Origin of the sequence: Pseudomonas sp. SbOxS1 (assembly GCF_013416725.1) — a bacterium.
Taxonomy (GTDB): Bacteria; Pseudomonadota; Gammaproteobacteria; order Pseudomonadales; family Pseudomonadaceae; genus Aquipseudomonas.
The window spans coordinates 88,517-112,014 of the sequence record NZ_JAAVXC010000026.1 but is presented as its reverse complement, the minus strand read 5'-3'; the positions used below and the strand labels follow the sequence as shown (position 1 = coordinate 112,014).

The 23,498-nt window shown below is 61.0% G+C and carries 19 protein-coding genes; 11 read left to right on the top strand and 8 right to left on the bottom strand.

Going from position 1 to position 23,498, the window contains the following annotated elements:
- Positions 1-213 precede the first annotated feature (213 nt).
- From HFK74_RS21470 to HFK74_RS21455, 4 genes are all read right to left on the bottom strand, one after another.
- Complete coding sequence (locus HFK74_RS21470; RefSeq protein ID WP_180205244.1) at positions 214-3,060, bottom strand: valine--tRNA ligase; 2,847 nt, start codon at positions 3,058-3,060, stop codon at positions 214-216.
- A gap of 225 nt (positions 3,061-3,285) precedes the next feature.
- A complete protein-coding gene (locus HFK74_RS21465) occupies positions 3,286-3,675 on the bottom strand; it encodes a DNA polymerase III subunit chi (RefSeq protein ID WP_180205243.1) in 390 nt (129 codons plus the stop codon).
- An 8-nt stretch (positions 3,676-3,683) separates the two neighbouring features.
- Positions 3,684-4,112 (bottom strand): DNA polymerase III subunit chi, encoded by a 429-nt coding sequence (locus HFK74_RS21460; protein WP_180205242.1) that lies wholly within the window; start codon positions 4,110-4,112, stop codon positions 3,684-3,686.
- Positions 4,113-4,172: 60 nt separating this feature from the next.
- Positions 4,173-5,663: a leucyl aminopeptidase gene (locus tag HFK74_RS21455; protein ID WP_180205241.1), complete on the bottom strand. Its 1,491-nt coding sequence runs from the start codon at positions 5,661-5,663 to the stop codon at positions 4,173-4,175.
- A 406-nt stretch (positions 5,664-6,069) separates the two neighbouring features.
- Here HFK74_RS21455 and lptF point away from each other — a divergent pair, with 406 nt between their 5' ends.
- The 8 genes from lptF (at position 6,070) to pdxJ (ending at position 14,477) form a co-directional block, all read left to right on the top strand.
- Positions 6,070-7,188 (top strand): LPS export ABC transporter permease LptF, encoded by a 1,119-nt coding sequence (gene lptF, locus HFK74_RS21450; protein ID WP_180205240.1) that lies wholly within the window; start codon positions 6,070-6,072, stop codon positions 7,186-7,188.
- The gene (lptG, locus tag HFK74_RS21445) at positions 7,181-8,242 is read left to right on the top strand and encodes an LPS export ABC transporter permease LptG (RefSeq protein ID WP_180205239.1); all 1,062 of its coding nucleotides are present in this window, start codon (positions 7,181-7,183) and stop codon (positions 8,240-8,242) included. The genes lptF and lptG overlap by 8 nt, the downstream gene beginning before the upstream one ends.
- Positions 8,243-8,413: 171 nt before the next feature.
- Positions 8,414-10,213, top strand: coding sequence for a translation elongation factor 4 (lepA, locus tag HFK74_RS21440; RefSeq protein WP_180205238.1), 1,800 nt, complete (start codon positions 8,414-8,416; stop codon positions 10,211-10,213).
- A 5-nt stretch (positions 10,214-10,218) separates the two neighbouring features.
- Positions 10,219-11,073: a signal peptidase I gene (gene lepB / locus HFK74_RS21435; RefSeq protein WP_180205237.1), complete on the top strand. Its 855-nt coding sequence runs from the start codon at positions 10,219-10,221 to the stop codon at positions 11,071-11,073.
- A gap of 184 nt (positions 11,074-11,257) precedes the next feature.
- Entirely contained in the window at positions 11,258-11,947 is a 690-nt protein-coding gene (gene rnc, locus HFK74_RS21430) for a ribonuclease III (protein WP_008056598.1), read from the top strand.
- Positions 11,940-12,842, top strand: a complete 903-nt coding sequence (gene era / locus HFK74_RS21425) for a GTPase Era (protein WP_180205236.1) — start codon at positions 11,940-11,942, stop codon at positions 12,840-12,842. Before rnc ends, era begins: the two co-directional genes overlap by 8 nt.
- Before the next feature lie 155 nt (positions 12,843-12,997).
- The gene (gene recO, locus HFK74_RS21420) at positions 12,998-13,681 is read left to right on the top strand and encodes a DNA repair protein RecO (RefSeq protein WP_180205235.1); all 684 of its coding nucleotides are present in this window, start codon (positions 12,998-13,000) and stop codon (positions 13,679-13,681) included.
- A gap of 49 nt (positions 13,682-13,730) precedes the next feature.
- Entirely contained in the window at positions 13,731-14,477 is a 747-nt protein-coding gene (pdxJ, locus tag HFK74_RS21415) for a pyridoxine 5'-phosphate synthase (protein WP_180205234.1), read from the top strand.
- Between the two features lie 125 nt (positions 14,478-14,602).
- Here the strand turns inward: pdxJ and mltF are convergent, their stop codons facing one another.
- Positions 14,603-16,063, bottom strand: a complete 1,461-nt coding sequence (mltF, locus tag HFK74_RS21410) for a membrane-bound lytic murein transglycosylase MltF (protein WP_180205233.1) — start codon at positions 16,061-16,063, stop codon at positions 14,603-14,605.
- Positions 16,064-16,349: 286 nt separating this feature from the next.
- Between mltF and purL the strand changes: the two genes are divergently transcribed.
- Both purL and HFK74_RS21400 read left to right on the top strand, forming a co-directional pair.
- A complete protein-coding gene (gene purL, locus HFK74_RS21405; RefSeq protein WP_180205232.1) occupies positions 16,350-20,246 on the top strand; it encodes a phosphoribosylformylglycinamidine synthase in 3,897 nt (1,298 codons plus the stop codon).
- 5 nt (positions 20,247-20,251) lie between these two features.
- Positions 20,252-20,563 (top strand): YqfO family protein, encoded by a 312-nt coding sequence (locus HFK74_RS21400; RefSeq protein WP_180205231.1) that lies wholly within the window; start codon positions 20,252-20,254, stop codon positions 20,561-20,563.
- A gap of 119 nt (positions 20,564-20,682) precedes the next feature.
- Here the strand turns inward: HFK74_RS21400 and HFK74_RS21395 are convergent, their stop codons facing one another.
- From HFK74_RS21395 to HFK74_RS21385, 3 genes are all read right to left on the bottom strand, one after another.
- Entirely contained in the window at positions 20,683-21,279 is a 597-nt protein-coding gene (locus tag HFK74_RS21395; protein WP_008052532.1) for a superoxide dismutase, read from the bottom strand.
- Positions 21,280-21,456: 177 nt separating this feature from the next.
- Entirely contained in the window at positions 21,457-22,059 is a 603-nt protein-coding gene (locus tag HFK74_RS21390) for a LysE/ArgO family amino acid transporter (RefSeq protein WP_020799466.1), read from the bottom strand.
- A gap of 6 nt (positions 22,060-22,065) precedes the next feature.
- Complete coding sequence (locus HFK74_RS21385) at positions 22,066-22,467, bottom strand: ACT domain-containing protein (RefSeq protein WP_180205230.1); 402 nt, start codon at positions 22,465-22,467, stop codon at positions 22,066-22,068.
- 96 nt (positions 22,468-22,563) lie between these two features.
- Here HFK74_RS21385 and HFK74_RS21380 point away from each other — a divergent pair, with 96 nt between their 5' ends.
- Positions 22,564-23,457 carry a LysR family transcriptional regulator ArgP gene (locus tag HFK74_RS21380; protein ID WP_180205229.1) on the top strand — a complete coding sequence of 298 codons (894 nt, stop codon included), beginning with the start codon at positions 22,564-22,566 and terminating at the stop codon, positions 23,455-23,457.
- The last annotated feature ends 41 nt before the right edge of the window (positions 23,458-23,498 follow it).

Sequence of the window (23,498 nt, the reverse complement as noted above, 5' to 3'; positions counted from 1 at the left end):
ATGGCTAAAAGTGGCGGGCATTGTCCCACATCTGTGGGGCAACACCGACCAATTGTAGGAGTGAGCCTGCTCGCGATAGCGGTGGATCAGTCGATGACGATCGCGACTGGCATACCGCTATCGCGAGCAGGCTCACTCCTGCAATGGATGTTGGTGTTTCTGGAATAAAAAAGGGAGGCCACTTGGGCCTCCCTTTCTTATTGCGATTTGCCGTTACAGGCTGGCAATCCGCGCATGCTGCTCGGCCAACTTGCCCAGAGCCTGTTCGGCTTCGGCCAGTTTGGCGCGTTCCTTGTCGATGACTTCGGCCGGGGCCTTGTCAACGAAGCCGGCGTTGGACAGCTTGCCGCCGACGCGCTGCACTTCGCCTTGCAGGCGCTGGATTTCCTTGTCCAGACGCGCAAGCTCGGCGCCTTTGTCGATCAGGCCGGCCATCGGCACCAGCACTTCCATCTCGCCGACCAGTGCGGTGGCGGACAGCGGTGCTTCTTCGCCAGCGCCCAGCACGGTGATCGATTCGAGGCGCGCCAGTTTCTTCAGCAGCGCTTCGTTCTCGCTCAGGCGACGCTGATCTTCTGCACTGACGTTCTTCAGGAACAGCGGCAGCGGTTTGCCCGGGCCGATGTTCATTTCACCACGGATGTTACGCGTGCCAAGCATCAGGCCCTTGAGCCATTCGATGTCGTCTTCGGCGGCCTGGTCGATGCGTGCTTCATTGGCCACAGGCCAAGGTTGCAGCATGATCGTCTTGCCTTCGATACCCGCCAGCGGCGCGAGGCGCTGCCAGATTTCTTCGGTGATGAACGGCATGAACGGGTGCGCCAGGCGCAGGGCGACTTCCAGTACGCGTACCAAAGTGCGGCGGGTGCCGCGCTGGCGTTCGACCGGTGCGTTTTCGTCCCACAGCACAGGCTTGGACAGTTCCAGGTACCAGTCGCAATACTGGTTCCAGATGAACTCGTACAAGGCTTGCGCGGCCAGGTCGAAACGGAACTGGTCGAGCTGGCGGGTCACTTCGGCTTCGGTGCGTTGCAGCTGCGAAATGATCCAGCGATCAGCCAGCGAGAGCTCGTAGGCTTCGCCGTTCTGACCACAGTCTTCGCCCTTGTCCAGCACGTAGCGCGCCGCGTTCCAGATCTTGTTGCAGAAGTTGCGATAGCCTTCGACGCGGCCCATGTCGAACTTGATGTCGCGACCGGTGGAGGCCAGCGAGCAGAAAGTGAAGCGCAGGGCGTCGGTGCCGTAGCTGGCGATGCCCTCGGCGAACTCGTCGCGGGTCTGCTTCTCGATCTTCTTCGCCAGTTTCGGCTGCATCAGGCCGGAGGTGCGTTTCTGCACCAGCTCTTCCAGCTCGATACCGTCGATGATATCCAGCGGGTCCAGGACGTTGCCCTTGGACTTGGACATCTTCTGGCCCTGGCCATCACGCACCAGGCCGTGCACGTACACGGTCTTGAACGGCACCTGCGGCGTACCATCCTCGTTCTTGATCAGGTGCATCGTCAGCATGATCATCCGGGCAACCCAGAAGAAAATGATGTCGAAGCCGGTGACCAGCACGTCGGTGGAGTGGAATTTCTTCAGGAACTCGGTTTTTTCCGGCCAGCCGAGCGTGGAGAAGGTCCACAGGCCCGAGCTGAACCAGGTGTCGAGTACGTCGTTGTCCTGTTGCAGCGCGACGTCCGGGCCGAGGTTGTGCTTGGCGCGCACTTCGGCTTCGTCGCGGCCGACGTAGACTTTGCCCGACTCGTCGTACCAGGCCGGAATCCGGTGGCCCCACCACAGCTGACGGCTGATGCACCAGTCCTGGATGTCACGCATCCACGAGAAATACATGTTTTCGTACTGTTTCGGCACGAACTGGATGCGACCGTCTTCGACGGCGGCAATCGCAGGCTCGGCCAACGGCTTGGTGGAAACGTACCACTGGTCGGTCAGCCACGGCTCGATGATGGTGCCGGAACGGTCGCCTTTCGGCACTTTCAGGGCGTGATCGTCGACGCTGACCAGCAGGCCTGCGGCCTCGAACGCCGCAACGATCTGCTTGCGCGCTTCGAAGCGGTCCAGACCGGCATATTCAGCCGGGATCTTGCCGTCGATGGTTTCGTTCAAGGTGCCATCGAGGTTGAACGCCTGAGCCGCAGGCAGGACATTGGCATTCTTGTCGAAGATGTTCAGCAGCGGCAGGTTGTGGCGCTTGCCGACTTCGTAGTCATTGAAATCGTGGGCCGGGGTGATTTTCACGCAGCCGGTGCCGAATTCAGGATCGCAGTAATCGTCGGCAATGATCGGGATGCGGCGGCCGACCAGCGGCAGCTCGACAAATTTGCCGATCAGGGCTTTGTAGCGCTCATCGTTCGGGTTAACCGCGACGGCGGAGTCGCCGAGCATGGTTTCCGGACGGGTGGTCGCGACGATCAGGAACGCGTTGCCTTCAGCGGTCTTCGCGCCATCGGCCAGCGGGTACTTCAGGTTCCACAGGAAACCTTTCTCGTCGTGGTTTTCCACTTCAAGGTCGGAAATCGCCGTGTGCAGCTTGGTGTCCCAGTTGACCAGACGCTTGCCGCGGTAGATCAGGCCGTCTTCGTGCAGGCGCACGAACGCTTCCTTCACGGCTTCCGAGAGGCCGTCGTCCATGGTGAAGCGCTCGCGGCTCCAGTCCACGGACGAGCCGAGACGACGGATCTGACGGCTGATGTTGCCGCCGGACTGATCCTTCCATTCCCAGACTTTCTCTAGGAACTTGTCGCGGCCCAGGTCGTGGCGATTCTGGCCTTGGGCTTCGAGTTGACGCTCCACCAGCATCTGCGTGGCGATACCGGCGTGGTCGGTACCCGGTTGCCACAGGGTGTTGCGACCCTGCATGCGGCGGAAACGGATCAGGGCGTCCATGATCGCGTTGTTGAAGCCATGCCCCATGTGCAGGCTGCCGGTGACGTTCGGCGGCGGGATCATGATGGTGTAGGACTCGCCCGCGCCTTGCGGGGCGAAGTAATTCTCTGACTCCCAGGTGTTGTACCAGGAAGTTTCAATGGCGTGCGGCTGGTAGGTCTTATCCATGCGCGGCGGGACCCTATTGGCATTAATTCAGGAAAAGCCGACGAGTATAGCGGGGCCTGGGGCAGAGGGCGAGCGGGGGCGGACGGCGCGCCTCATTAACGGCGCGGCAGATACCTTGTAGGAGTGAGCCTGCTCGCGATGGCGGTGTGTCAGTCGAGTTGAATGGTGACTGGTACACCGCCATCGCGAGCAGGCTCACTCCTACAGGGGGGGGCGGTGTTTGGTTCAGTCGTTGTATTGGCTCAGCAACCGTTCCATCCGCGCACTGAGGCGGCGTTTGATTTCGGTTTCGATGTGCGGCGCGAAGTCGTCGATCACGTCTTGCATGATCAATTGCGCGGCGGCGCGCAGTTCGCTGTCCAGGTAAAGCAACGCATCGGCGTTCTGGTTGTTGCCCGGCGCGGGTTCGGCGGCGGGCTTGGGCGGTGTCGGCTCGACGGTCGGCGTGGGTTCGCTGACGGTGTCGAACAGCATTGGAATCTGTTCCTGGTCGCCTTCTTCAACGGTGTCGGTCAGCAGGGGCGGTTGCAGGTTGTCATCGCCGAGCAATTGGCGGATCGACTCGAGGTCGTCCAGCAGGTGCGCGGATTGTTGCAGCGGTTTTGGAGTGTCCATCGGAATGCTCAGAGTCGCTGTAAACGGTGATCTTGCAGAGGATAGCCCTGTTCGCGGTAGAAACGGAAACTCTCCCGCGCAGCCGTGCGTATCACCGGATCTTCGACCACCACTTCCGCCACGCGGGCGAAACGCTGGGCAAAGGCCGGCACTTTCAGGTCGAGATTGACCAGCAGGTCCTGATGCTGACCGCAGTCATCGCCAAGGCCCAGCACGATCAGGCTGTCCGGTTCGCTTTCGGCGGGGCCGTGGGGCACGAAGCTTTCGCCCTTGAAGGCCCAGAGACGCGCATCGAGGTCATCGCGCTGGGCCGCATCGCTGCAATGCAGGTAGACGCGATGGCCCATGCGCCAGGCTTTTTCGGTGAGCTTGCAGGCGAAATCCAGCCGCGCCGAAGGATCGGCGCTGGGCAGGATATAGAAGTCGACTTTGGTCATTGCGGTTCCTGACCCTTGTGCGGCGTCACCCGAAAGTGACGCCGCCCGGGATCACTGGTTTCAGGCTTTGGCGCGGTCCAGCAGGTATTGGGTCAGCAGGGGAACCGGACGGCCAGTGGCGCCCTTGTCCTTGCCGCCGCTGGTCCATGCGGTGCCGGCGATGTCCAGGTGCGCCCAGTTCAGGTTCTTGGTGAAGCGCGACAGAAAGCAGGCCGCCGTGATGGTGCCGGCTTTCGGACCGCCGATGTTGGCGATGTCGGCGAATGGGCTGTCCAGCTGCTCCTGGTACTCATCGAACAGCGGCAGTTGCCAGGCGCGGTCGTCGGCAGCCTTGCCGGCGCTCAGCAGTTGGTCGATCAATTGCTCGTTGTTGCCCAGCAGGCCCGAGGTGTGGGAACCCAGGGCGACTACGCAGGCGCCGGTCAGGGTCGCGATGTCGATGACCGCTTGCGGCTTGAAACGCTCGGAGTAGGTCAGGGCGTCGCACAGCACCAGACGGCCTTCGGCGTCGGTGTTGAGGATTTCCACGGTCTGGCCGCTCATGGTGGTGACGATGTCGCCCGGGCGCGAAGCATTGCCGCTTGGCATGTTCTCGGCGCAAGCCAGGATGCACACCAGGTTGATCGGCAACTTCAGTTCGAGCACGGCACGCAGGGTGCCGAACACGCTGGCAGCGCCGCCCATGTCGTACTTCATTTCATCCATCCCGGCACCCGGCTTGAGGCTGATGCCGCCGGTGTCGAAGGTGATGCCCTTGCCAACCAGGGCGTAGGGCTTCTCGGACTTCTTGCCACCGTTGTATTGCATGACGATCAGGCGTGGCGGCTGGGCGCTGCCCTGGCCGACGGCGTAAAACGAGCCCATGCCCAGGGCCTTGATCTTTTTCTCGTCGAGGACTTCGACTTTCAGGTCCTTGAACTCTTTGCCCAGGTCTTTCGCCTGTTCACCTAGGAAGGTTGGGTGGCAGATGTTCGGCGGCAGGTTGCCCAGGTTGCGGGTGAAGGCCATGCCGTTGGCGATGGCGGTGGCGTGGGTCACGGCGCGTTGCACTTCAGCCTCGGCGGCCTTGATGGTCACCAGGGTGATTTTCTTCAGGGCACGCGGCTCGGCTTTCTGGCTCTTGAACTGGTCGAACTGGTATTCGCCATCCACCAGGGTTTCGGCCAGCAGGCGGGTCTTGCCATAGCTGTCGCGGCCCTTGACCACGATTTCGTCCAGGGCCAGCACGGCGTCGCTGCCACCCAGGCCTTTGAGGGTGTTGAGGATGCCGGCAATGATTTTGCGGAACGGGCGGTCACCCAGTTCTTCATCCTTGCCCACGCCGACCAGCAATACGCGTTCGGCTTTCAGGTTCGGCAGGCTGTGCAGCAACAGGCTCTGGCCAACCTTGCCGGCCAGGTCGCCGCGCTTGAGTACGGCACTGATGGCGCCAGCGCTGAGTTCGTCGAGCTGTTTGGCGACGGCGCCGAGCTTGCGGCCTTCGCCGACGGCAACCACCAGCGTGGCGGTTTTCAACGTTTGCGGGTTGACGCTTTTTACAACCAGTTCCATGTCCGGGTCCCTGAATTGGTGGTCAAAACGCAAGCGCTCGACAAGGTGTGGGCAGCGCTTGCTTATAAATAGAGAGGCGCCAGGATCGACCGGCGACGAAGGCGGCAGTTTGAACCTCGCCAGCGGCGCCTGACAACCCTCGGTTGTACGATTGTGGGAGCAGCCGGTCGACGCTCGACTGCTCGCGAAGAACCTCAGGCCGCCAAGGGGTGTCAGGCTTCCCGCTTTATCGTTCACGACCATCGCGAGCATGCTCGCTCCTACAGTCCTGCAATGCATTGCGCAGTGACAGGCGCACCCAATCACAGGATAATGCGCAATCTTTTTTCGGCGGCTCTGCCTTGCGGGCTGCCTGATGTATTTGTTTGTTTGGCCGCCATAGCCTGACAACCCTGGAGTGTCTGGTTTGATCGTCTTTCGTTATCTATCCCGTGAAGTCCTGTTGACCTTGAGTGCCGTCAGTGCGGTGCTGCTGGTCATCATCATGAGTGGACGCTTCATCAAGTACCTCGCACAGGCCGCTTCGGGTCAACTGGACCCGGGCTCGCTGTTTCTCATCATGGGTTTTCGCCTGCCGGGATTCCTGCAGCTGATCCTGCCGCTGGGCCTGTTTCTCGGGATCCTGCTGGCCTATGGCCGCTTGTACCTTGAAAGCGAGATGACCGTGCTGTCGGCCACCGGCATGAGCCAGCAACGCCTGTTTCGCATGACCCTGTTTCCGGCCACCCTGGTGGCGCTGGTCGTTGCCTGGTTGAGCCTGAGCCTGGCGCCACAGGGCGCCAATCAGTTCCAGTTGCTGCTGAACAAGCAGGATGCCCTGACCGAGTTCGACACCCTGGAGCCTGGCCGCTTCCAGGCCCTGCGCGATGGTACGCGGGTAACCTATACCGAGCAGTTGTCCGACGATCGCATCAATCTGGCGGGCGTCTTCATTTCGCAAAAGAACCTCAGTTCCGACAAGAAGGATCGCGGGATCTCCGTGCTGGTGGCGGAAAAAGGCCGCCAGGAAATTCGCCCCGACGGCAACCGCTACCTGATCCTCGATAACGGCTACCGTTATGACGGCAATCCTGGGCAAGCCGATTACCGGGCGATCAAGTACGACGAATACGGCGTGCTGCTGCCCAAGCCGGACGTCAGCGACGAAGTGACCGACCGTGATGCCATGACCACGGCGACCTTGCTGGGCAGCGACGACATCCGTTCGCGCACCGAGCTGCAATGGCGCCTGTCCCTGCCGTTGCTGGTGTTCATCGTGACCTTGATGGCGGTGCCGCTGTCGCGGGTCAACCCGCGCCAGGGGCGTTTCCTCAAGCTGTTGCCGGCAATCCTTCTTTATATGGCCTACCTGACCATCCTGATTGCCGCTCGCGGCGCGCTTGAAAAGGGCAAGATCCCGCCAGCGCTGGGCTTGTGGTGGGTGCACGGGATATTCCTGGCCATTGGCCTGGGCCTGCTCTACTGGGAGCCTTTGCGCTTGAAGATGGCGAGTCGCCGCAGCGCGTTGGAGGTGGCCCGTGGTTAAGCTCGATCGCTACATTGGTAGCAGCGTGTTCGTGGCGATCCTGGCGGTACTGGGGATCATTCTCGGCCTGGCCACGTTGTTCGCCTTCATCGATGAGATGGGCGACGCCAGTGATACCTACACCTTGGTCGATGTGCTGAGCTATGTGCTGCTGACAGCGCCACGCCGGCTCTACGACATGCTGCCGATGGCGGCCCTGATCGGTTGTCTGATCGGTCTCGGCAGCCTGGCCAGCAACAGCGAGTTGACCATCATGCGTGCGGCCGGCGTGTCCATCGGGCGGATCGTCTGGGCGGTCATGAAGCCGATGCTGGTGCTGATGGTGGTGGGGGTGCTGATTGGTGAGTACGTGGCGCCTGCGACTGAAAGCACCGCCCAGGCCAACCGCTCGCTGGCCCAGGGCAGTGGCGACGCGCAAAGCGCCAAGCACGGCCTGTGGCATCGCCAGGGTGACGAATTCATCCACGTCAACTCCGTGCAACCCAACGGCCTGCTGTATGGCGTGACCCGCTATCACTTCGACAAGGAGCGGCACATGCTGTCGGCGAGCTTCGCCAAGCGTGCCGAGTTCGACAAGGATCACTGGCAGTTGTCCGACGTCACCACCACGGTATTCCACGAAAAGAGCACCGAAGTGGTGAGCGCCCCGGTCGAGCGCTGGGACGTGGCGTTGAGCCCGCAATTGCTGAGTACGGTGGTCATGGCGCCGGAATCGCTGTCGATCTCGGGGCTGTGGGGCTATATCCACTACCTGGCTGACCAGGGGCTGAACAATGGCCGTTACTGGTTGGCATTTTGGGTCAAGGTGTTGCAGCCGCTGGTCACCGCTGCCCTGGTGCTGATGGCGATCTCCTTCATCTTTGGTCCGCTGCGCTCGGTGACCCTCGGTCAGCGGGTATTTACCGGTGTGCTGGTGGGCTTCACTTTCCGTATTGCCCAGGATTTGCTCGGGCCTTCAAGCCTGGTTTTCGGTTTTTCGCCACTGTTTGCAGTGCTTGTGCCAGCCAGTGTCTGTGCCCTGGCCGGGCTGTGGTTGTTGCGTCGCGCCGGTTGATGGCGGCCTGTTCATCGCTTCGCAGCTGATCAAAAACGCCCCTGTCGCAAGACCGGGGCGTTTTTGTACGGGCCGTCTGGCCTGCAAACGTGACGCTTGCGCCGTGGATCAGGTACAATTCCCGGCTATTTTTCGGCGGGCTATGCCTGCAGCCTTTTTGAGTGTTGATCCGTGAGTGATTTGAGTCATATCCGCAATTTCTCCATCATCGCCCACATTGACCATGGCAAGTCGACGCTGGCCGATCGCTTCATCCAGATGTGCGGCGGCCTGGCCGAGCGTGAAATGGAAGCCCAGGTACTGGATTCCATGGATCTTGAGCGTGAGCGCGGGATCACCATCAAGGCGCACAGCGTTACGCTGTATTACAAGGCTCGCGATGGTATCAACTACCAGTTGAACTTCATCGACACCCCTGGTCACGTTGACTTCACCTATGAGGTGAGCCGTTCGCTGGCCGCCTGTGAAGGCGCGCTGCTGGTGGTCGATGCCGGTCAAGGTGTTGAAGCACAGTCGGTTGCCAACTGCTACACGGCGATCGAGCAGGGCCTGGAAGTGATGCCGGTGCTGAACAAGATCGACCTGCCACAGGCCGATCCGGACCGCGTCAAGGAAGAAATCGAAAAAATCATCGGCATCGATGCCACCGACGCGGTCACGTGCTCTGCCAAGACCGGCCTGGGCGTCGATGAAGTGCTTGAGCGCCTGGTCACCACCATTCCTGCACCGACCGGCAACATCGAAGATCCGCTGCAAGCGTTGATCATCGACTCCTGGTTCGACAACTACCTGGGCGTCGTGTCCCTGGTGCGCGTGCGCCACGGTCGCGTGAAGAAGGGTGACAAGATCCTGGTCAAGTCCACCGGCAAGGTCCACCTGGTGGATAGCGTCGGTGTATTCAACCCGAAACACACCCCGACCGCCGACCTGAAGGCCGGTGAAGTGGGCTTCATCATCGCCAGCATCAAGGACATTCACGGTGCACCGGTGGGTGACACCCTGACCTTGAGCTCGACGCCGGATGTCGATGTACTGCCAGGTTTCAAGCGCATTCAGCCGCAGGTCTACGCGGGCCTGTTTCCGGTCAGCTCCGACGACTTCGAAGATTTCCGTGAGGCCCTGCAAAAGCTCACCCTGAACGATTCGTCGCTGCAGTACACCCCGGAAAGCTCCGATGCCTTGGGCTTCGGCTTCCGTTGCGGGTTCCTCGGCATGTTGCACATGGAAATCATCCAGGAGCGCCTGGAGCGCGAGTATGACCTGGACCTGATCACCACGGCGCCGACGGTAATCTTCGAACTGCTGCTCAAGACCGGCGAGACGATCTACGTCGATAACCCGTCGAAGCTGCCAGACCTGTCTTCCATCGAAGACATGCGCGAGCCGATCGTGCGCGCCAACATTCTTGTGCCGCAAGAGCACCTGGGTAACGTCATTACGCTGTGCATCGAGAAACGTGGTGTGCAGGTCGACATGCTGTTCCTTGGCTCCCAGGTACAAGTGACCTACGACTTGCCGATGAACGAAGTGGTCCTGGACTTCTTCGATCGCCTGAAATCCACCAGCCGCGGCTATGCTTCGCTGGATTACCATTTCGATCGTTACCAATCGGCTAGTCTGGTGAAACTGGACGTGCTGATCAACGGCGACAAGGTCGACGCCCTGGCGTTGATCGTGCACCGTGACAATGCGCACTACAAAGGTCGCCAGTTGACCGAGAAGATGAAAGAACTGATTCCGCGGCAGATGTTCGACGTGGCAATCCAGGCCGCCATTGGCGGGCAGATTGTGGCGCGTACAACCGTCAAGGCGCTCAGAAAGAACGTATTGGCCAAATGCTACGGCGGTGACGTAAGCCGTAAGAAAAAGCTGCTGGAAAAGCAAAAGGCCGGTAAAAAACGCATGAAGCAGGTCGGCAACGTGGAAATTCCACAGGAAGCCTTCCTTGCCGTGCTCAGGTTGGATAGCTAGGTCCTATGTCACTAAATTTCCCGCTGTTGCTGGTCATCGCCGTGTTCGTCTGCGGCCTGTTGGCGTTGCTTGATCTGTTGATCCTGGCGCCGCGTCGGCGTGCTGCCATCGCCTCCTATCAGGGCAGCGTCAGCCAGCCTGACGGGGTGGTGGTCGAGAAGCTGAGCAAGGAACCCCTGCTGGTCGAATACGGCAAGTCGTTCTTCCCGGTGTTGTTCATCGTGCTGGTGCTGCGTTCGTTCCTGGTGGAACCGTTCCAGATCCCGTCCGGCTCGATGAAACCGACCCTGGACGTCGGCGACTTCATCCTGGTGAGCAAGTTTTCCTACGGGATCCGCTTGCCGGTGATCGACAAGAAAGTCATCGAAGTCGGTGAGCCGCAGCGTGGCGATGTGATGGTGTTCCGTTATCCGAGCGACCCGAACGTCAACTACATCAAGCGTGTAGTGGGGCTGCCGGGCGATACGGTGCGGTACACCGCTGACAAGCGTCTGTTCGTCAACGGTGAGTCAATTGCCGAAAAGCTGGTCGGCTCCGAGCCGGGCACCTTGGGCAGCGCCGAGCTCTACAAGGAAAAACTCGGTGTCGCCGAGCACCTGATCCGCAAGGAAATGAGCCGCTACCGCGCAACGCCGGACCGTACATGGACGGTGCCCGCCGGGCACTACTTCATGATGGGCGACAACCGCGACAACTCCAACGACAGTCGCTACTGGGATGATCCAGCCATTCCCAAGGATCTGCTGGGCATGGTTCCCGACAAGAATATCGTCGGCAAGGCCTTCGCGGTCTGGATGAGCTGGCCGGAACCCAAACTCAGTCACCTGCCGAATTTCTCGCGGGTTGGCCTGATCCAGTAATCAGACACGGCGCTGTTGAACACAGCGCCGAATGCATTTCTGGAGTCGGCACAATCGGCGACAGAGGCATGAAAACAACGATATTCAGGACGTTATTTTTGAACACAGCGTTAATTGTCCCAAGCCTGCGCCAATTCCCGGCGATGGCGGTGGAATCCAACCACGAACTCAGCGTGGGTAAACCGTGAGCGTCTCCTTAAGCCGTCTCGAGCGTCAGCTCGGCTACACCTTCAAGGACCAGGAACTGATGGTCCTGGCCCTGACTCACCGCAGTTTTGCCGGGCGTAACAACGAACGCCTGGAATTCCTCGGTGATGCCATCCTCAACTTCGTTGCCGGCGAGGCGTTGTTCGATCGCTTCCCGCTGGCCCGCGAAGGCCAGTTGTCGCGTTTGCGCGCACGCCTGGTCAAAGGTGAGACCCTGGCCGTACTGGCCCGTGGTTTCGACCTGGGCGAATACCTGCGCCTGGGCTCCGGTGAACTGAAAAGCGGCGGCTTTCGTCGCGAGTCGATTCTGGCCGATGCCCTGGAAGCGCTGATTGGCGCGATCTACCTGGACGCCGGCATGGAAGTGGCACGCGAGCGCGTGCTGGCCTGGCTGGCTGGAGAGTTCGAAGGCCTGACGCTGGTCGACACCAACAAAGATCCAAAAACCCGCCTGCAGGAATTCCTGCAGTCCCGTGGTTGCGAGCTGCCGCGTTACGAAGTGGTGGATATCCAGGGTGAACCGCATTGCCGGACGTTCTTCGTCGAATGTGAAATCACCCTTTTGAATGAAAAAAGCCGAGGTCAGGGTGTGAGCCGTCGTATTGCCGAACAGGTAGCGGCCGCCGCAGCACTGATTGCCCTGGGTGTGGAGAATGGCAATGACTGATACAAACGCAACGCGCTGTGGCTATGTTGCCATCGTCGGCCGTCCGAACGTGGGCAAGTCCACGCTGCTCAACCACATCCTCGGCCAGAAGCTGGCGATCACCTCGCGCAAGCCGCAGACCACCCGTCACAACATGCTCGGCATCAAGACCGAGGGTGATGTGCAGGCGATCTACGTCGATACACCCGGTATGCACAAGGGTGGCGAAAAGGCCTTGAACCGTTACATGAACAAGACCGCTTCGGCGGCGTTGAAAGACGTCGACGTGGTGATCTTCGTGGTGGACCGCACCAAGTGGACCGACGAAGACCAGATGGTCCTCGAGCGCGTCCAGTACGTGACCGGTCCGCTGATCGTGGCACTGAACAAGACCGATCGCATCGAGGACAAGGCCGAGCTGATGCCGCACCTGTCCTGGTTGCAGGAGCAGCTGCCGAACGCACAGATCATCCCGATTTCCGCGCAGCACGGGCACAACCTCGATGCGCTGGAGCGGGTGATCGCCGACCATCTGCCGGAAAACGATCACTTCTTCCCGGAAGACCAGATCACCGACCGCAGCAGCCGTTTCCTCGCCGCGGAGCTTGTGCGCGAGAAAATCATGCGCCAGCTGGGCGCCGAGCTGCCGTACCAGATCACCGTCGAAATCGAAGAGTTCAAGCAGCAGGGCAAGACCCTGCACATCCATGCCCTGATCCTCGTCGAGCGTGATGGCCAGAAGAAGATCATCATTGGCGACAAGGGCGAGCGTATCAAGCGCATCGGCACCGAAGCGCGCAAGGACATGGAGCTGTTGTTCGACTCCAAGATCATGCTCAACCTGTGGGTCAAGGTGAAGGGCGGCTGGTCCGACGACGAGCGCGCCTTGCGTTCTCTGGGTTACGGCGACCTGTAAGACTGCATAAAGATCCACTGTGGGAGCGAGCCTGCTCGCGAAGAGGATGTAACATTCAGCATTCATGTTGACTGTTACACCGCTTTCGCGAGCAGGCTCGCTCCCACATTGGTTTTGGGTTGTCAGTAAAATCGCGATCCATCATTGAGAGCTCCATGTCCCAACCCATCCCGCAACCCGCCTACGTCCTGCATTCCCGCGCCTACCGCGAAAACAGCGCCCTGGTGGACTTCCTCACGCCCCAAGGTCGGCTGCGGGCGGTGCTGCGCAGTGCGCGGGGCAAGGCCGGGACGCTGGCGCGGCCGTTCGTGCCGCTGGAGGTCGAGTTTCGCGGGCGTGGCGAGCTGAAGAATGTGGGGCGCATGGAGAGTGCCGGCATCGCCACCTGGCTCAACGGCGAGGCACTGTTCAGCGGTCTTTACCTCAACGAGCTGCTGATTCGCCTGCTGCCCGCTGAAGACCCTTTCCCTTCGGTGTTCGATCACTATGCCGCGACCTTGCTTGCCCTGGCCGAAGGTCGGGCGCTGGAGCCGCTGCTGCGCTCGTTCGAATGGCGCTTGCTGGATGACCTGGGCTACGGCTTTTCATTGACGGCCGATATCCACGACGAACCCATTGCACCAGACGGTCTCTACCGTCTGCAGGTGGATGCGGGACTGGAGCGGGTCTATCTGCTGCAGCCGGGGTTGTTCAACGGCGCCGAACTGCTGGCCATGTCTGAAGCCGACTGGAGTGCACCGGGTGCGTTGTCCGCGGCCAAGCGTTTGATGCGCCAGGCACTGGCGGTTCACCTGGGTGGTCGTCCCCTGGTCAGTCGCGAGCTGTTTCGCAAGCCGTAGTCTCCCCGTATGCTGTGCACCGAACTTTTTCTTATTCTGGAGCGCTTCCGTGACCACCAGCACCCGCATTCTTCTTGGCGTGAACATCGACCACGTTGCCACCCTGCGTCAGGCCCGGGGCACACGCTACCCGGACCCGGTCAAGGCGGCACTGGATGCGGAAGAGGCGGGCGCGGACGGCATCACCGTGCACCTGCGCGAAGACCGCCGACACATCCAGGAGCGCGACGTGCTGGTGCTCAAGGACGTGCTGCAAACCCGCATGAACTTCGAAATGGGCATCACCGAGGAAATGATGCAGTTCGCCGAGCGCATCCGCCCGGCGCACATCTGCCTGGTGCCGGAAACCCGTCAGGAGCTGACCACCGAAGGTGGGCTGGACGTGGCAGGGCAGGAGGCGCGGATCAAGGCTGCCGTGGAGCGCCTGTCGAAGATCGGCTCTGAAGTGTCACTGTTCATCGACGCCGACGAACGGCAGATCGAAGCCTCGCGCCGTGTGGGTGCACCGGCCATTGAATTGCACACCGGTCGTTATGCCGATGCCGAGACGCCAACCGACGTGGCTGAAGAGCTCAAGCGCGTCGCCGACGGCGTAGCGTTCGGCCTGGCGCAAGGCCTGATCGTCAATGCCGGCCACGGCCTGCACTATCACAACGTCGAGGCGGTAGCCGCGATCAAGGGCATCAACGAACTGAACATCGGCCACGCGCTGGTGGCCCATGCGTTGTTCGTGGGCTTCAAGTCGGCTGTTTCGGAGATGAAGACGCTGATTCTGGCGGCTGCCGCCAAGGCCTAAGATCCAATACAAAACCCTGTAGGAGTGAGCCTGCTCGCGATAGCGGAGTGTCAGCCAACAGAAATGTTGAATGATAAACCGCTATCGCGAGCAGGCTCGCTCCCACATTTGATGGGTGGTGGCGATTAGAGCGGGGCAGGTTCCTGGGCCGGTTTGGTCTTGTCGATCCCCGGCACATGCAATTTGCCCTCGGCCACCTGCTCGCCCTCAAGCTGTGGTTGCGTCACCCAGGTCAGGATGTCGTAGTAGCGACGGATGTTCGCCACGAAATGCACCGGTTCGCCGCCACGGGCGTAGCCGTAACGGGTTTTGCTGTACCACTTCTTCTCGGACAGGCGCGGCAGGATTTTTTTCACGTCCAGCCATTTGTCCGGATTCAAGCCTTCCTTGGCCGCCAGCTTGCGGGCGTCGTCAAGGTGACCGCTGCCGACGTTGTAGGCGGCCAGGGCAAACCAGGTGCGATCCGGTTCCTGGATCGACTCGTCCAGCTGATCCTTCATGTAGGCCAGGTACTTGGCACCGCCCATGATGCTCTGCTTGGGATCGAGGCGGTTGGACACGCCCATCGCTTGCGCGGTGTTCTGGGTCAGCATCATCAGGCCGCGCACGCCGGTCTTGGACGTCACTGCGGGCTGCCATAACGATTCCTGATAACCGACTGCCGCCAGCAGACGCCAGTCGACTTTCTCTTTCTTGGCGTACGCCTTGAAGTGCTGCTCGTACTTGGGCAGGCGTTGCTGCAGGTGCTGGGCGAAGGTGGTGGCGCCCATGTAGCCGAGTACGTCGACGTGCCCGTAGTAGCGGTCCTTCAAGCGTTGCAGGGTGCCGTTCTTCTTGACCTTGTCGAGGTACTCGTTGATCTCGTTGAGCAGGCTGTTGTCGTCACCGGCCGCCACCGCCCAGCTCTGATTGCTGGCGTCACCCAGGTCGAAGGCGACCCGGATGTTGGTGAAGTACACCTGGTTCATCGCCACTTCGTTGGAGTCGACCAGTGTCAGGTCGATCTGACCTTCGTCGACCATGCGCAGGAGATCAACGACCTCGACCGCGTCGGATTCTTCGTAGTCGATGCCGGGAAATTTCTGTTTCAGCTGTGCGAGCTGCTCGGCATGGGTGCTGCCCTTGAGCACCATGATCTTCTTGCCGACCAGATCCTTCGCATCGGTAGGGCGCGACTTGCCGTTGCGGTAGATGATCTGCGGAGTGACTTCCAGGTAGGGGTGGGAAAACCGCACCTGCTTCTTGCGTGCTTCGCTGCTGACCAGGCCGGCGGCCGCCAGTACCGGGCCATTGGGCTTGCCCACCTGGTTGAACAGGTCGTCGAGGTTGTCGGCCGTCTCGATCTTGAGCTCGACCCCCAGATCGTCGGCGAAGCGCTTCACCAGCTCGTATTCGAAGCCGGTTTCACCGTTGCGATCCTGAAAGTAGGTGGCGGGGCTGTTACGGGTAACCACCCGCAGCACACCATCCTCCTTTATGCGCTCCAGCGTGTTGGGTTTATCAACACAGCCACTGAGCATCAGGAAGAGTCCGGTTGCGATCAGCCATTTGGCGTACCGCGGACGCAAAGCCGTTGGGGAAAACATTTGCGCAGTATACGCAAAGGACCACGGGCGCCATATCTCGACAGCGATGGGGGGAGTCTGCTAGCAATCAAAAAAAGGGCCGAAACACCGTAGGAATGGGCCTTTTGTGCATTTTGATACAGTAAAAATAAGCTGTTGTTACACGCCCGGTTAACCTGACTCTCAAATCAGAAACACAGATCGGCACCCGAGTGCAACCGTGCGTAGCGTTTCGGGTGCCGTCGCGGGCTGTTTAGGCTAGAATGCACGGCCTCAAAGCACACCCCTTCCCGAGGCTGTCCCGAAGATGTTGATCCTGCGCGGCGCTCCTGCCCTTTCTGCCTTTCGCCACAGCAAGCTCCTTGAGCAACTGAGCCAGAAGGTCCCGGCTGTCAGTGGCCTGTATGCTGAATTCGCTCACTTCGCCGAAGTTACCGGCGTCCTGACCGGCGACGAACAGCAGGTGCTTGCGCGCCTTCTGAAGTACGGTCCAAGCGTTCCTGTCCAGGAGCCTACCGGTCGTCTGTTCCTGGTGCTGCCGCGTTTCGGCACCATCTCGCCGTGGTCGAGCAAGGCCAGCGACATCGCTCGCAATTGCGGCCTGACCAAGATCCAGCGCCTGGAACGCGGCATTGCGTTCTACGTTGCCGGCCAGTTCAGCGATGCTGACGCCCAACTGATCGCCGATGCACTGCACGACCGCATGACCCAGATCGTCCTGGGCAACCTGGAACAGGCCGCCGGCCTGTTCAGCCACGCCGAGCCAAAACCCCTGACCGCGATCGACGTGTTGGGTGGCGGCCGCGCCGCGCTGGAAAAAGCCAACACCGAGCTGGGCCTGGCCCTGGCCGAAGACGAGATCGACTACCTGGTCAACGCCTTCGTTGGCTTGAAGCGCAACCCGCACGACATCGAACTGATGATGTTCGCCCAGGCGAACTCCGAGCACTGCCGCCACAAGATCTTCAACGCCAGCTGGGACATCGACGGCGAGAGCCAGGAAAAAAGCCTGTTCGGCATGATCAAGAACACCTACGTGATGCACAGCGAAGGTGTCCTGTCGGCTTATAAGGACAACGCTTCGGTGATCGTCGGCTCCGTGGCCGGGCGTTTCTTCCCGGACCCTGAAACCCGCCAGTACGGCGCGGTGCAGGAGCCAGTGCACATCCTGATGAAGGTCGAGACCCACAACCACCCGACCGCGATCGCCCCGTTCCCGGGCGCATCCACCGGTTCCGGTGGCGAGATCCGCGACGAAGGTGCGACCGGTCGTGGCGCCAAGCCAAAAGCCGGCCTGACCGGTTTCACCGTGTCCAACCTGCAGATCCCTGGTTTCGAACAGCCGTGGGAAGTGCCGTACGGCAAGCCTGAGCGCATCGTTACCGCGCTGGACATCATGATCGAAGGCCCGCTGGGCGGCGCTGCGTTCAACAACGAATTCGGTCGTCCGGCCCTGACCGGTTACTTCCGTACCTTCGAACAGTCCATCACCACCCCGCACGGTGACGAAGTTCGCGGTTACCACAAGCCGATCATGCTGGCTGGCGGCATGGGCAACATCCGTGAAGAGCACGTCAAGAAAGGCGAGATCGTCGTTGGCTCCAAGCTGATCGTGCTTGGCGGCCCGGCAATGCTGATCGGCCTGGGCGGCGGCGCCGCTTCCTCCATGGCCACCGGCACCAGCTCGGCGGACCTGGACTTCGCCTCCGTTCAGCGCGAAAACCCTGAAATGGAACGTCGCTGCCAGGAAGTCATCGACCGTTGCTGGCAGCTGGGCGACAAGAACCCGATCAGCTTCATCCACGACGTGGGTGCCGGTGGTCTGTCTAACGCCTTCCCGGAACTGGTCAACGACGGCGACCGCGGTGGCCGTTTCGAACTGCGCAACATTCCAAACGACGAGCCGGGCATGGCCCCGCACGAAATCTGGTCCAACGAATCCCAGGAGCGTTACGTTCTGGCCGTGGGTCCAGCAGATTTCGAACGCTTCAAGGCGATCTGCGAACGCGAGCGCTGCCCGTTCGCCGTCGTCGGCGAAGCCACGGCCGAGCCGCAGCTGACCGTCACCGACAGCCACTTCGGCAACAGCCCGGTGGACATGCCGCTCGAAGTGCTGCTGGGCAAAGCCCCGCGCATGCACCGTTCGGTGGTCCGTGAAAACGAGCTGGGCGACGATTTCGATCCGTCCACCCTGGACATCGCCAACTGCGTCGAGCGCGTCCTGCATCACCCGGCCGTGGCGAGCAAGAGCTTCCTGATCACCATCGGCGACCGCACCATCACCGGCCTCGTGGCCCGTGACCAGATGGTCGGTCCGTGGCAGGTTCCGGTAGCCGACGTTGCCGTCACCGCCACCAGCTTCGACGTCTACACCGGTGAAGCCATGGCCATGGGTGAGCGTACTCCGCTGGCGCTGCTGGACGCTCCGGCGTCGGGCCGCATGGCCATCGGCGAAACCCTGACCAACATCGCCGCTTCGCGCATCGGCAAGATCTCCGACATCAAGCTGTCGGCGAACTGGATGTCTGCCGCCGGTCACCCGGGTGAAGACGCGCGTCTGTACGACACCGTGAAAGCGGTCGGCATGGAGCTGTGCCCTGAGCTGGGCATCACCATTCCGGTGGGCAAGGACTCGATGTCCATGGCCACGCGCTGGAACGATGAAGGCGTGGACAAGGCCGTGACTTCGCCAATGTCCCTGATCGTGACCGGTTTCGCGCCAGTGACTGACATCCGTCAGACCCTGACCCCGCAACTGCGCATGGACAAGGGCACCACCGACCTGATCCTGATCGACCTGGGCCGTGGCCAGAACCGCATGGGCGCCTCGATCCTGGCACAGGTTCACGGCAAGCTCGGCAAGCAGGCTCCGGACGTCGACGACGCGGAAGACCTGAAAGCCTTCTTCGCGGTGATCCAGGGCCTCAACGCCGACGGCCACCTGCTGGCCTACCACGACCGTTCCGACGGTGGCCTGCTGACCAGCGTGGTGGAAATGGCCTTCGCCGGTCATTGCGGCCTGAGCTTGAACCTCGACGGTCTGGCGGAAACGTCTGCTGACATCGCCGCGATCCTGTTCAACGAAGAGCTGGGCGCCGTGATCCAGGTTCGTCAGGATGCTACCCCGGACATCCTTGCGCAGTTCAGCGCTGCCGGCCTGGGCGAGTGCGTGTCGGTGATCGGTCAGCCGATCAACAACGGCCAGATCGACATCACCTTCAACGGTGACACCGTGTTCGAAGGCCAGCGTCGTCTGCTGCAGCGCCAGTGGGCCGAGACCAGCTACCAGATCCAGCGTCTGCGTGACAACGCCGACTGCGCCGATCAGGAATTCGACGTGCTGCTGGAAGAAGACAACCCGGGCCTGAGCGTCAAGCTCAGCTACGACGTCAACCAGGACATCGCCGCGCCTTACATCAAGAAAGGCATCCGCCCACAGGTTGCCGTGCTGCGTGAGCAGGGCGTCAACGGTCAGGTGGAAATGGCGGCCGCGTTCGACCGCGCCGGCTTCAACGCGATCGACGTGCACATGAGCGACATCCTGGCCGGTCGTGTCGACCTGAACGAGTTCAAGGGCCTTGTTGCCTGCGGCGGTTTCTCCTACGGCGACGTACTGGGTGCCGGTGAAGGCTGGGCCAAGTCGGCGCTGTTCAACAGCCGCGCCCGCGATGCGTTCCAGGGCTTCTTTGAACGTAACGACAGCTTCACCCTCGGCGTGTGCAACGGTTGCCAGATGATGTCCAACCTGCACGAGCTGATCCCGGGCAGCGAGTTCTGGCCGCACTTTGTGCGTAACCGTTCCGAGCAGTTCGAAGCCCGTGTGGCCATGGTGCAGATCCAGGAGTCGAACTCGATCTTCCTGCAAGGCATGGCCGGTTCGCGCATGCCGATCGCCATCGCCCACGGTGAAGGCCATGCCGAGTTCGCCAGCGAAGAGGCACTGCTGGAAGCCGATCTGTCCGGTTGCGTGGCAATGCGTTTCGTCGACAACCACGGCAAGGTCACCGAAAGCTACCCGGCCAACCCGAACGGCTCGCCGCGCGGGATCACCGGTTTGACCAGCCGCGACGGTCGCGTGACCATCATGATGCCGCACCCGGAGCGTGTGTTCCGCGCCGTGCAGAACTCGTGGCGCTCGGAAGACTGGAACGAAGACGCACCTTGGATGCGCATGTTCCGTAACGCTCGTGTGTGGGTGAACTAAGGGCCGTGTACAAGCTCAGCTTCTTCGTTCCCGACAGTCATGTCGATGGGGTCAAGAGTGCCGTATTCGCCGCTGGTGGCGGACGGATCGGCGCTTACGACCACTGTTCATGGCAAGTGCGGGGGCTTGGTCAGTTTCGCCCACTGGACGGCAGCCAGCCGTTCATTGGCGAGGCAGGGCAGGTCGAGCAGGTCGAGGAGTGGAAGGTTGAACTTGTAGTGGCCGATGAGTTGATCCGCTCGGTGGTGGCGGCTCTGAAACAGAGCCACCCCTACGAGACACCGGCGTATGAGGTGTGGCGATTGGAGGATTTCTGATCCTTTGATCGCCGCCCTGAAAAACCCGCTGATTCGTCAGCGGGTTTTTTTATGGTCTTCATTTTTTGAACCGAAAAAAAACCCGGCATGAAAGCCGGGTTTTTTCAGGAGCGTCGAGCTTAAGCGGTGAAGGTTTTGCCTTCGAACTGCTCAGCCACGAATTTCCAGTTAACCAGGTTCCAGAACGCTTCAACGTACTTCGGACGCAGGTTGCGGTAGTCGATGTAGTAAGCGTGTTCCCAGACGTCGCAGGTCAGCAGCGGGGTGTCGCCGTTGGTCAGCGGGTTGCCGGCACCGATGGTGCTTGCCAGGCCCAGGGAACCATCAGCCTTTTTCACCAACCAGCCCCAACCGGAACCGAAAGTGCCGATGGAAGTCTTGCTGAACTCTTCCTTGAACTTGTCGAACGAACCGAAGGCTGCGTTGATGGCTTCAGCCAGCGCGCCGGTTGGTTGACCGCCAGCGTTTGGCGCCAGGCAGTTCCAGTAGAAAGTGTGGTTCCACACTTGAGCGGCGTTGTTGAAGATGCCGCCCGAGGAAGTCTTGACGATTTCTTCCAGGGTCTTGCCTTCGAACTCGGTGCCAGGCACCAGGTTGTTCAGGTTCACGACATAGGTGTTGTGGTGCTTGTCGTGGTGAAATTCCAGGGTTTCCTTGGAAATGTGCGGCTGCAGGGCATCGTGTGCGTACGGCAGCGGCGGCAATTCGAAAGCCATTATGATTCTCCTAATCAGGTCAGTTGCGGTGAGCGCAAGGCCGATCACGGGCGGCCAGACAAGCGCCGGGGAGTTTGTACTCTTTGCGGCGCATCGGATCGGATCATAGCACCGGGGGTGCGGCATAACCACGCAACATCTGTGTGGAATAGAGGTTCCAGAGCCTTTTGGAATAAATCAGCCAGCGCTGATCAGCTGTAATGCTACGGCGAACATCATCACCGCCACCAACAGGTCAAGAATCCGCCAGGTGCTCGGCCGGGCCAGCCACGGAGCCAACCATGCCGCGCCGAGCGCCAGGGTGAAAAACCACAACAATGATGCACTGGCCGCCCCCACCACGTACGCGCCGGGCTCCGTTTGTTGGGCGCCAAGGGAGCCGATCAACAGAACGGTGTCCAGGTAAACGTGCGGATTGAGCAGGGTCACCGCCAAGGCACTGAGCATCACCGCACGCAGCGAACGAACGGTCTGGTTCTCACCCTGTTGCAGGCTCTGTCTGGAACAGGCCCGACGCAACGCCTGGCTGCCGTACCACAACAGAAACGCCGCGCCGCCCCAACGGGCAATGGCCAACAGGGTCGGGTTTTGTGCCAGCACCGTCGCCAGGCCAAATACCCCGGCGGCCACCAGCAAGGCATCGCAGGCCACGCAGAGCGCCGCCACCGGCAGGTGATGTTCACGGCGCAGGCTTTGCGCCAGCACAAACGCATTCTGCGTGCCGATCGCCATGATCAGTCCGAAGGCCACCAACAGGCCGTTCATATAGCTTTGCCACATTATTCTTTACTCCGCGTTGGCTGCCAGGTCGCGCAGCACTTGCATCGCGCGTTCGGCGTCGGCCTGGCCGACAAACAAATGGTCGTGGTAGTAACCGGCGATCACGTTGCAGCTGATGCCAGCCTTGCCCAGGGCCGTGGCGAACGCCGCAGTGAGGCCGACGGCTTCAAGTGCCGAGTGCACGTTCAGGGTGATCCATGCGGCGATGTAGTCGAAGCTGAAACCAGCCTGTTCTGCGTGGGAACGTTCGAGGATCACGGTCAGGCCTTCCTGCTCGCGAAAGCTGCCGACGATCTCAAGACCTGTTGGCAGCCGGCCGTCGCGCAGGGTGCAGAACACGTATTCGCCGGCGTTGAGTTGCGGGCTCATGCTGCGCAGCAGCGTTGCCAGTGATGTTTCGCCAGCCATATGGATGATCCTTGTGCAAGAGTTCGTGCTGGCCATTCTCCGGTAGGAACCTGTATAAGAAAAACCAATATTGCTGATCGCTCATTAGGAAAACTGATGTTCGACTATAAATTGCTTTCTGCCTTGGCCGCGGTGGTCGAGCAGGCCGGTTTCGAACGGGCAGCCCAGGTGTTGGGTTTGTCACAATCGGCCATTTCCCAACGCATCAAATTGCTCGAGGCGCGGGTCGGCCAACCGGTGTTGGTGCGGGGCACGCGGCCGTCGCCGACCGAGCTCGGCCGGCGTCTGCTCAACCACGTGCAGCAGGTGCGTCTGCTTGAGCGGGATTTGCAGACGCTGGTGCCGGCGCTGGACGAAGAGGGCCTGCCGGAGCGCCTGCGGATCGCCCTGAACGCCGATAGCCTGGCGACCTGGTGGGCCCAGGCCGTGGGGGATTTTTGCGCGCAACACCATCTGTTGATGGATCTGGTGGTCGAGGACCAGACCGTCGGCCTCAAGCGCATGCGCGCAGGCGAAGTCGCGGCGTGCCTGTGTGCCAGCGAGCGCCCGGTAGCCGGTGCGCGCAGCGTATTGCTCGGAGCGATGCGCTACCGTGCGTTGGCCAGCCCGGCCTTCATTGCCCGGCACTTTCCTCAAGGCGTGCGCGCCGATCAGTTGGCCCGGACCCCGGCGCTGGTGTTCGGCCCGGACGACTTCCTGCAGCATCGCTACCTGGCGTCCCTCGGCGTCGATGGCGGTTTCGTACACCACCTGTGCCCATCGTCCGAAGGCTTTATCCGCCTCACCGAAGCCGGGCTTGGCTGGGGCCTGGTGCCGGAACTGCAGGTGCGCGAACAACTGGAGCGCGGCATTTTGCTGGAGCTTTTGCCAGATAAACCGATCGACGTGCCGCTGTACTGGCATCATTGGCGCAATGGCGGTCAGTTGTTGGGGTTGCTGACCGAGCAATTGGTGCAGGCGTCCAGGCAATGGTTGGTGCCGTTGGACTGACGGGCAGCGTCAAGACCTCACGCAATACGCAAAAAACGAAA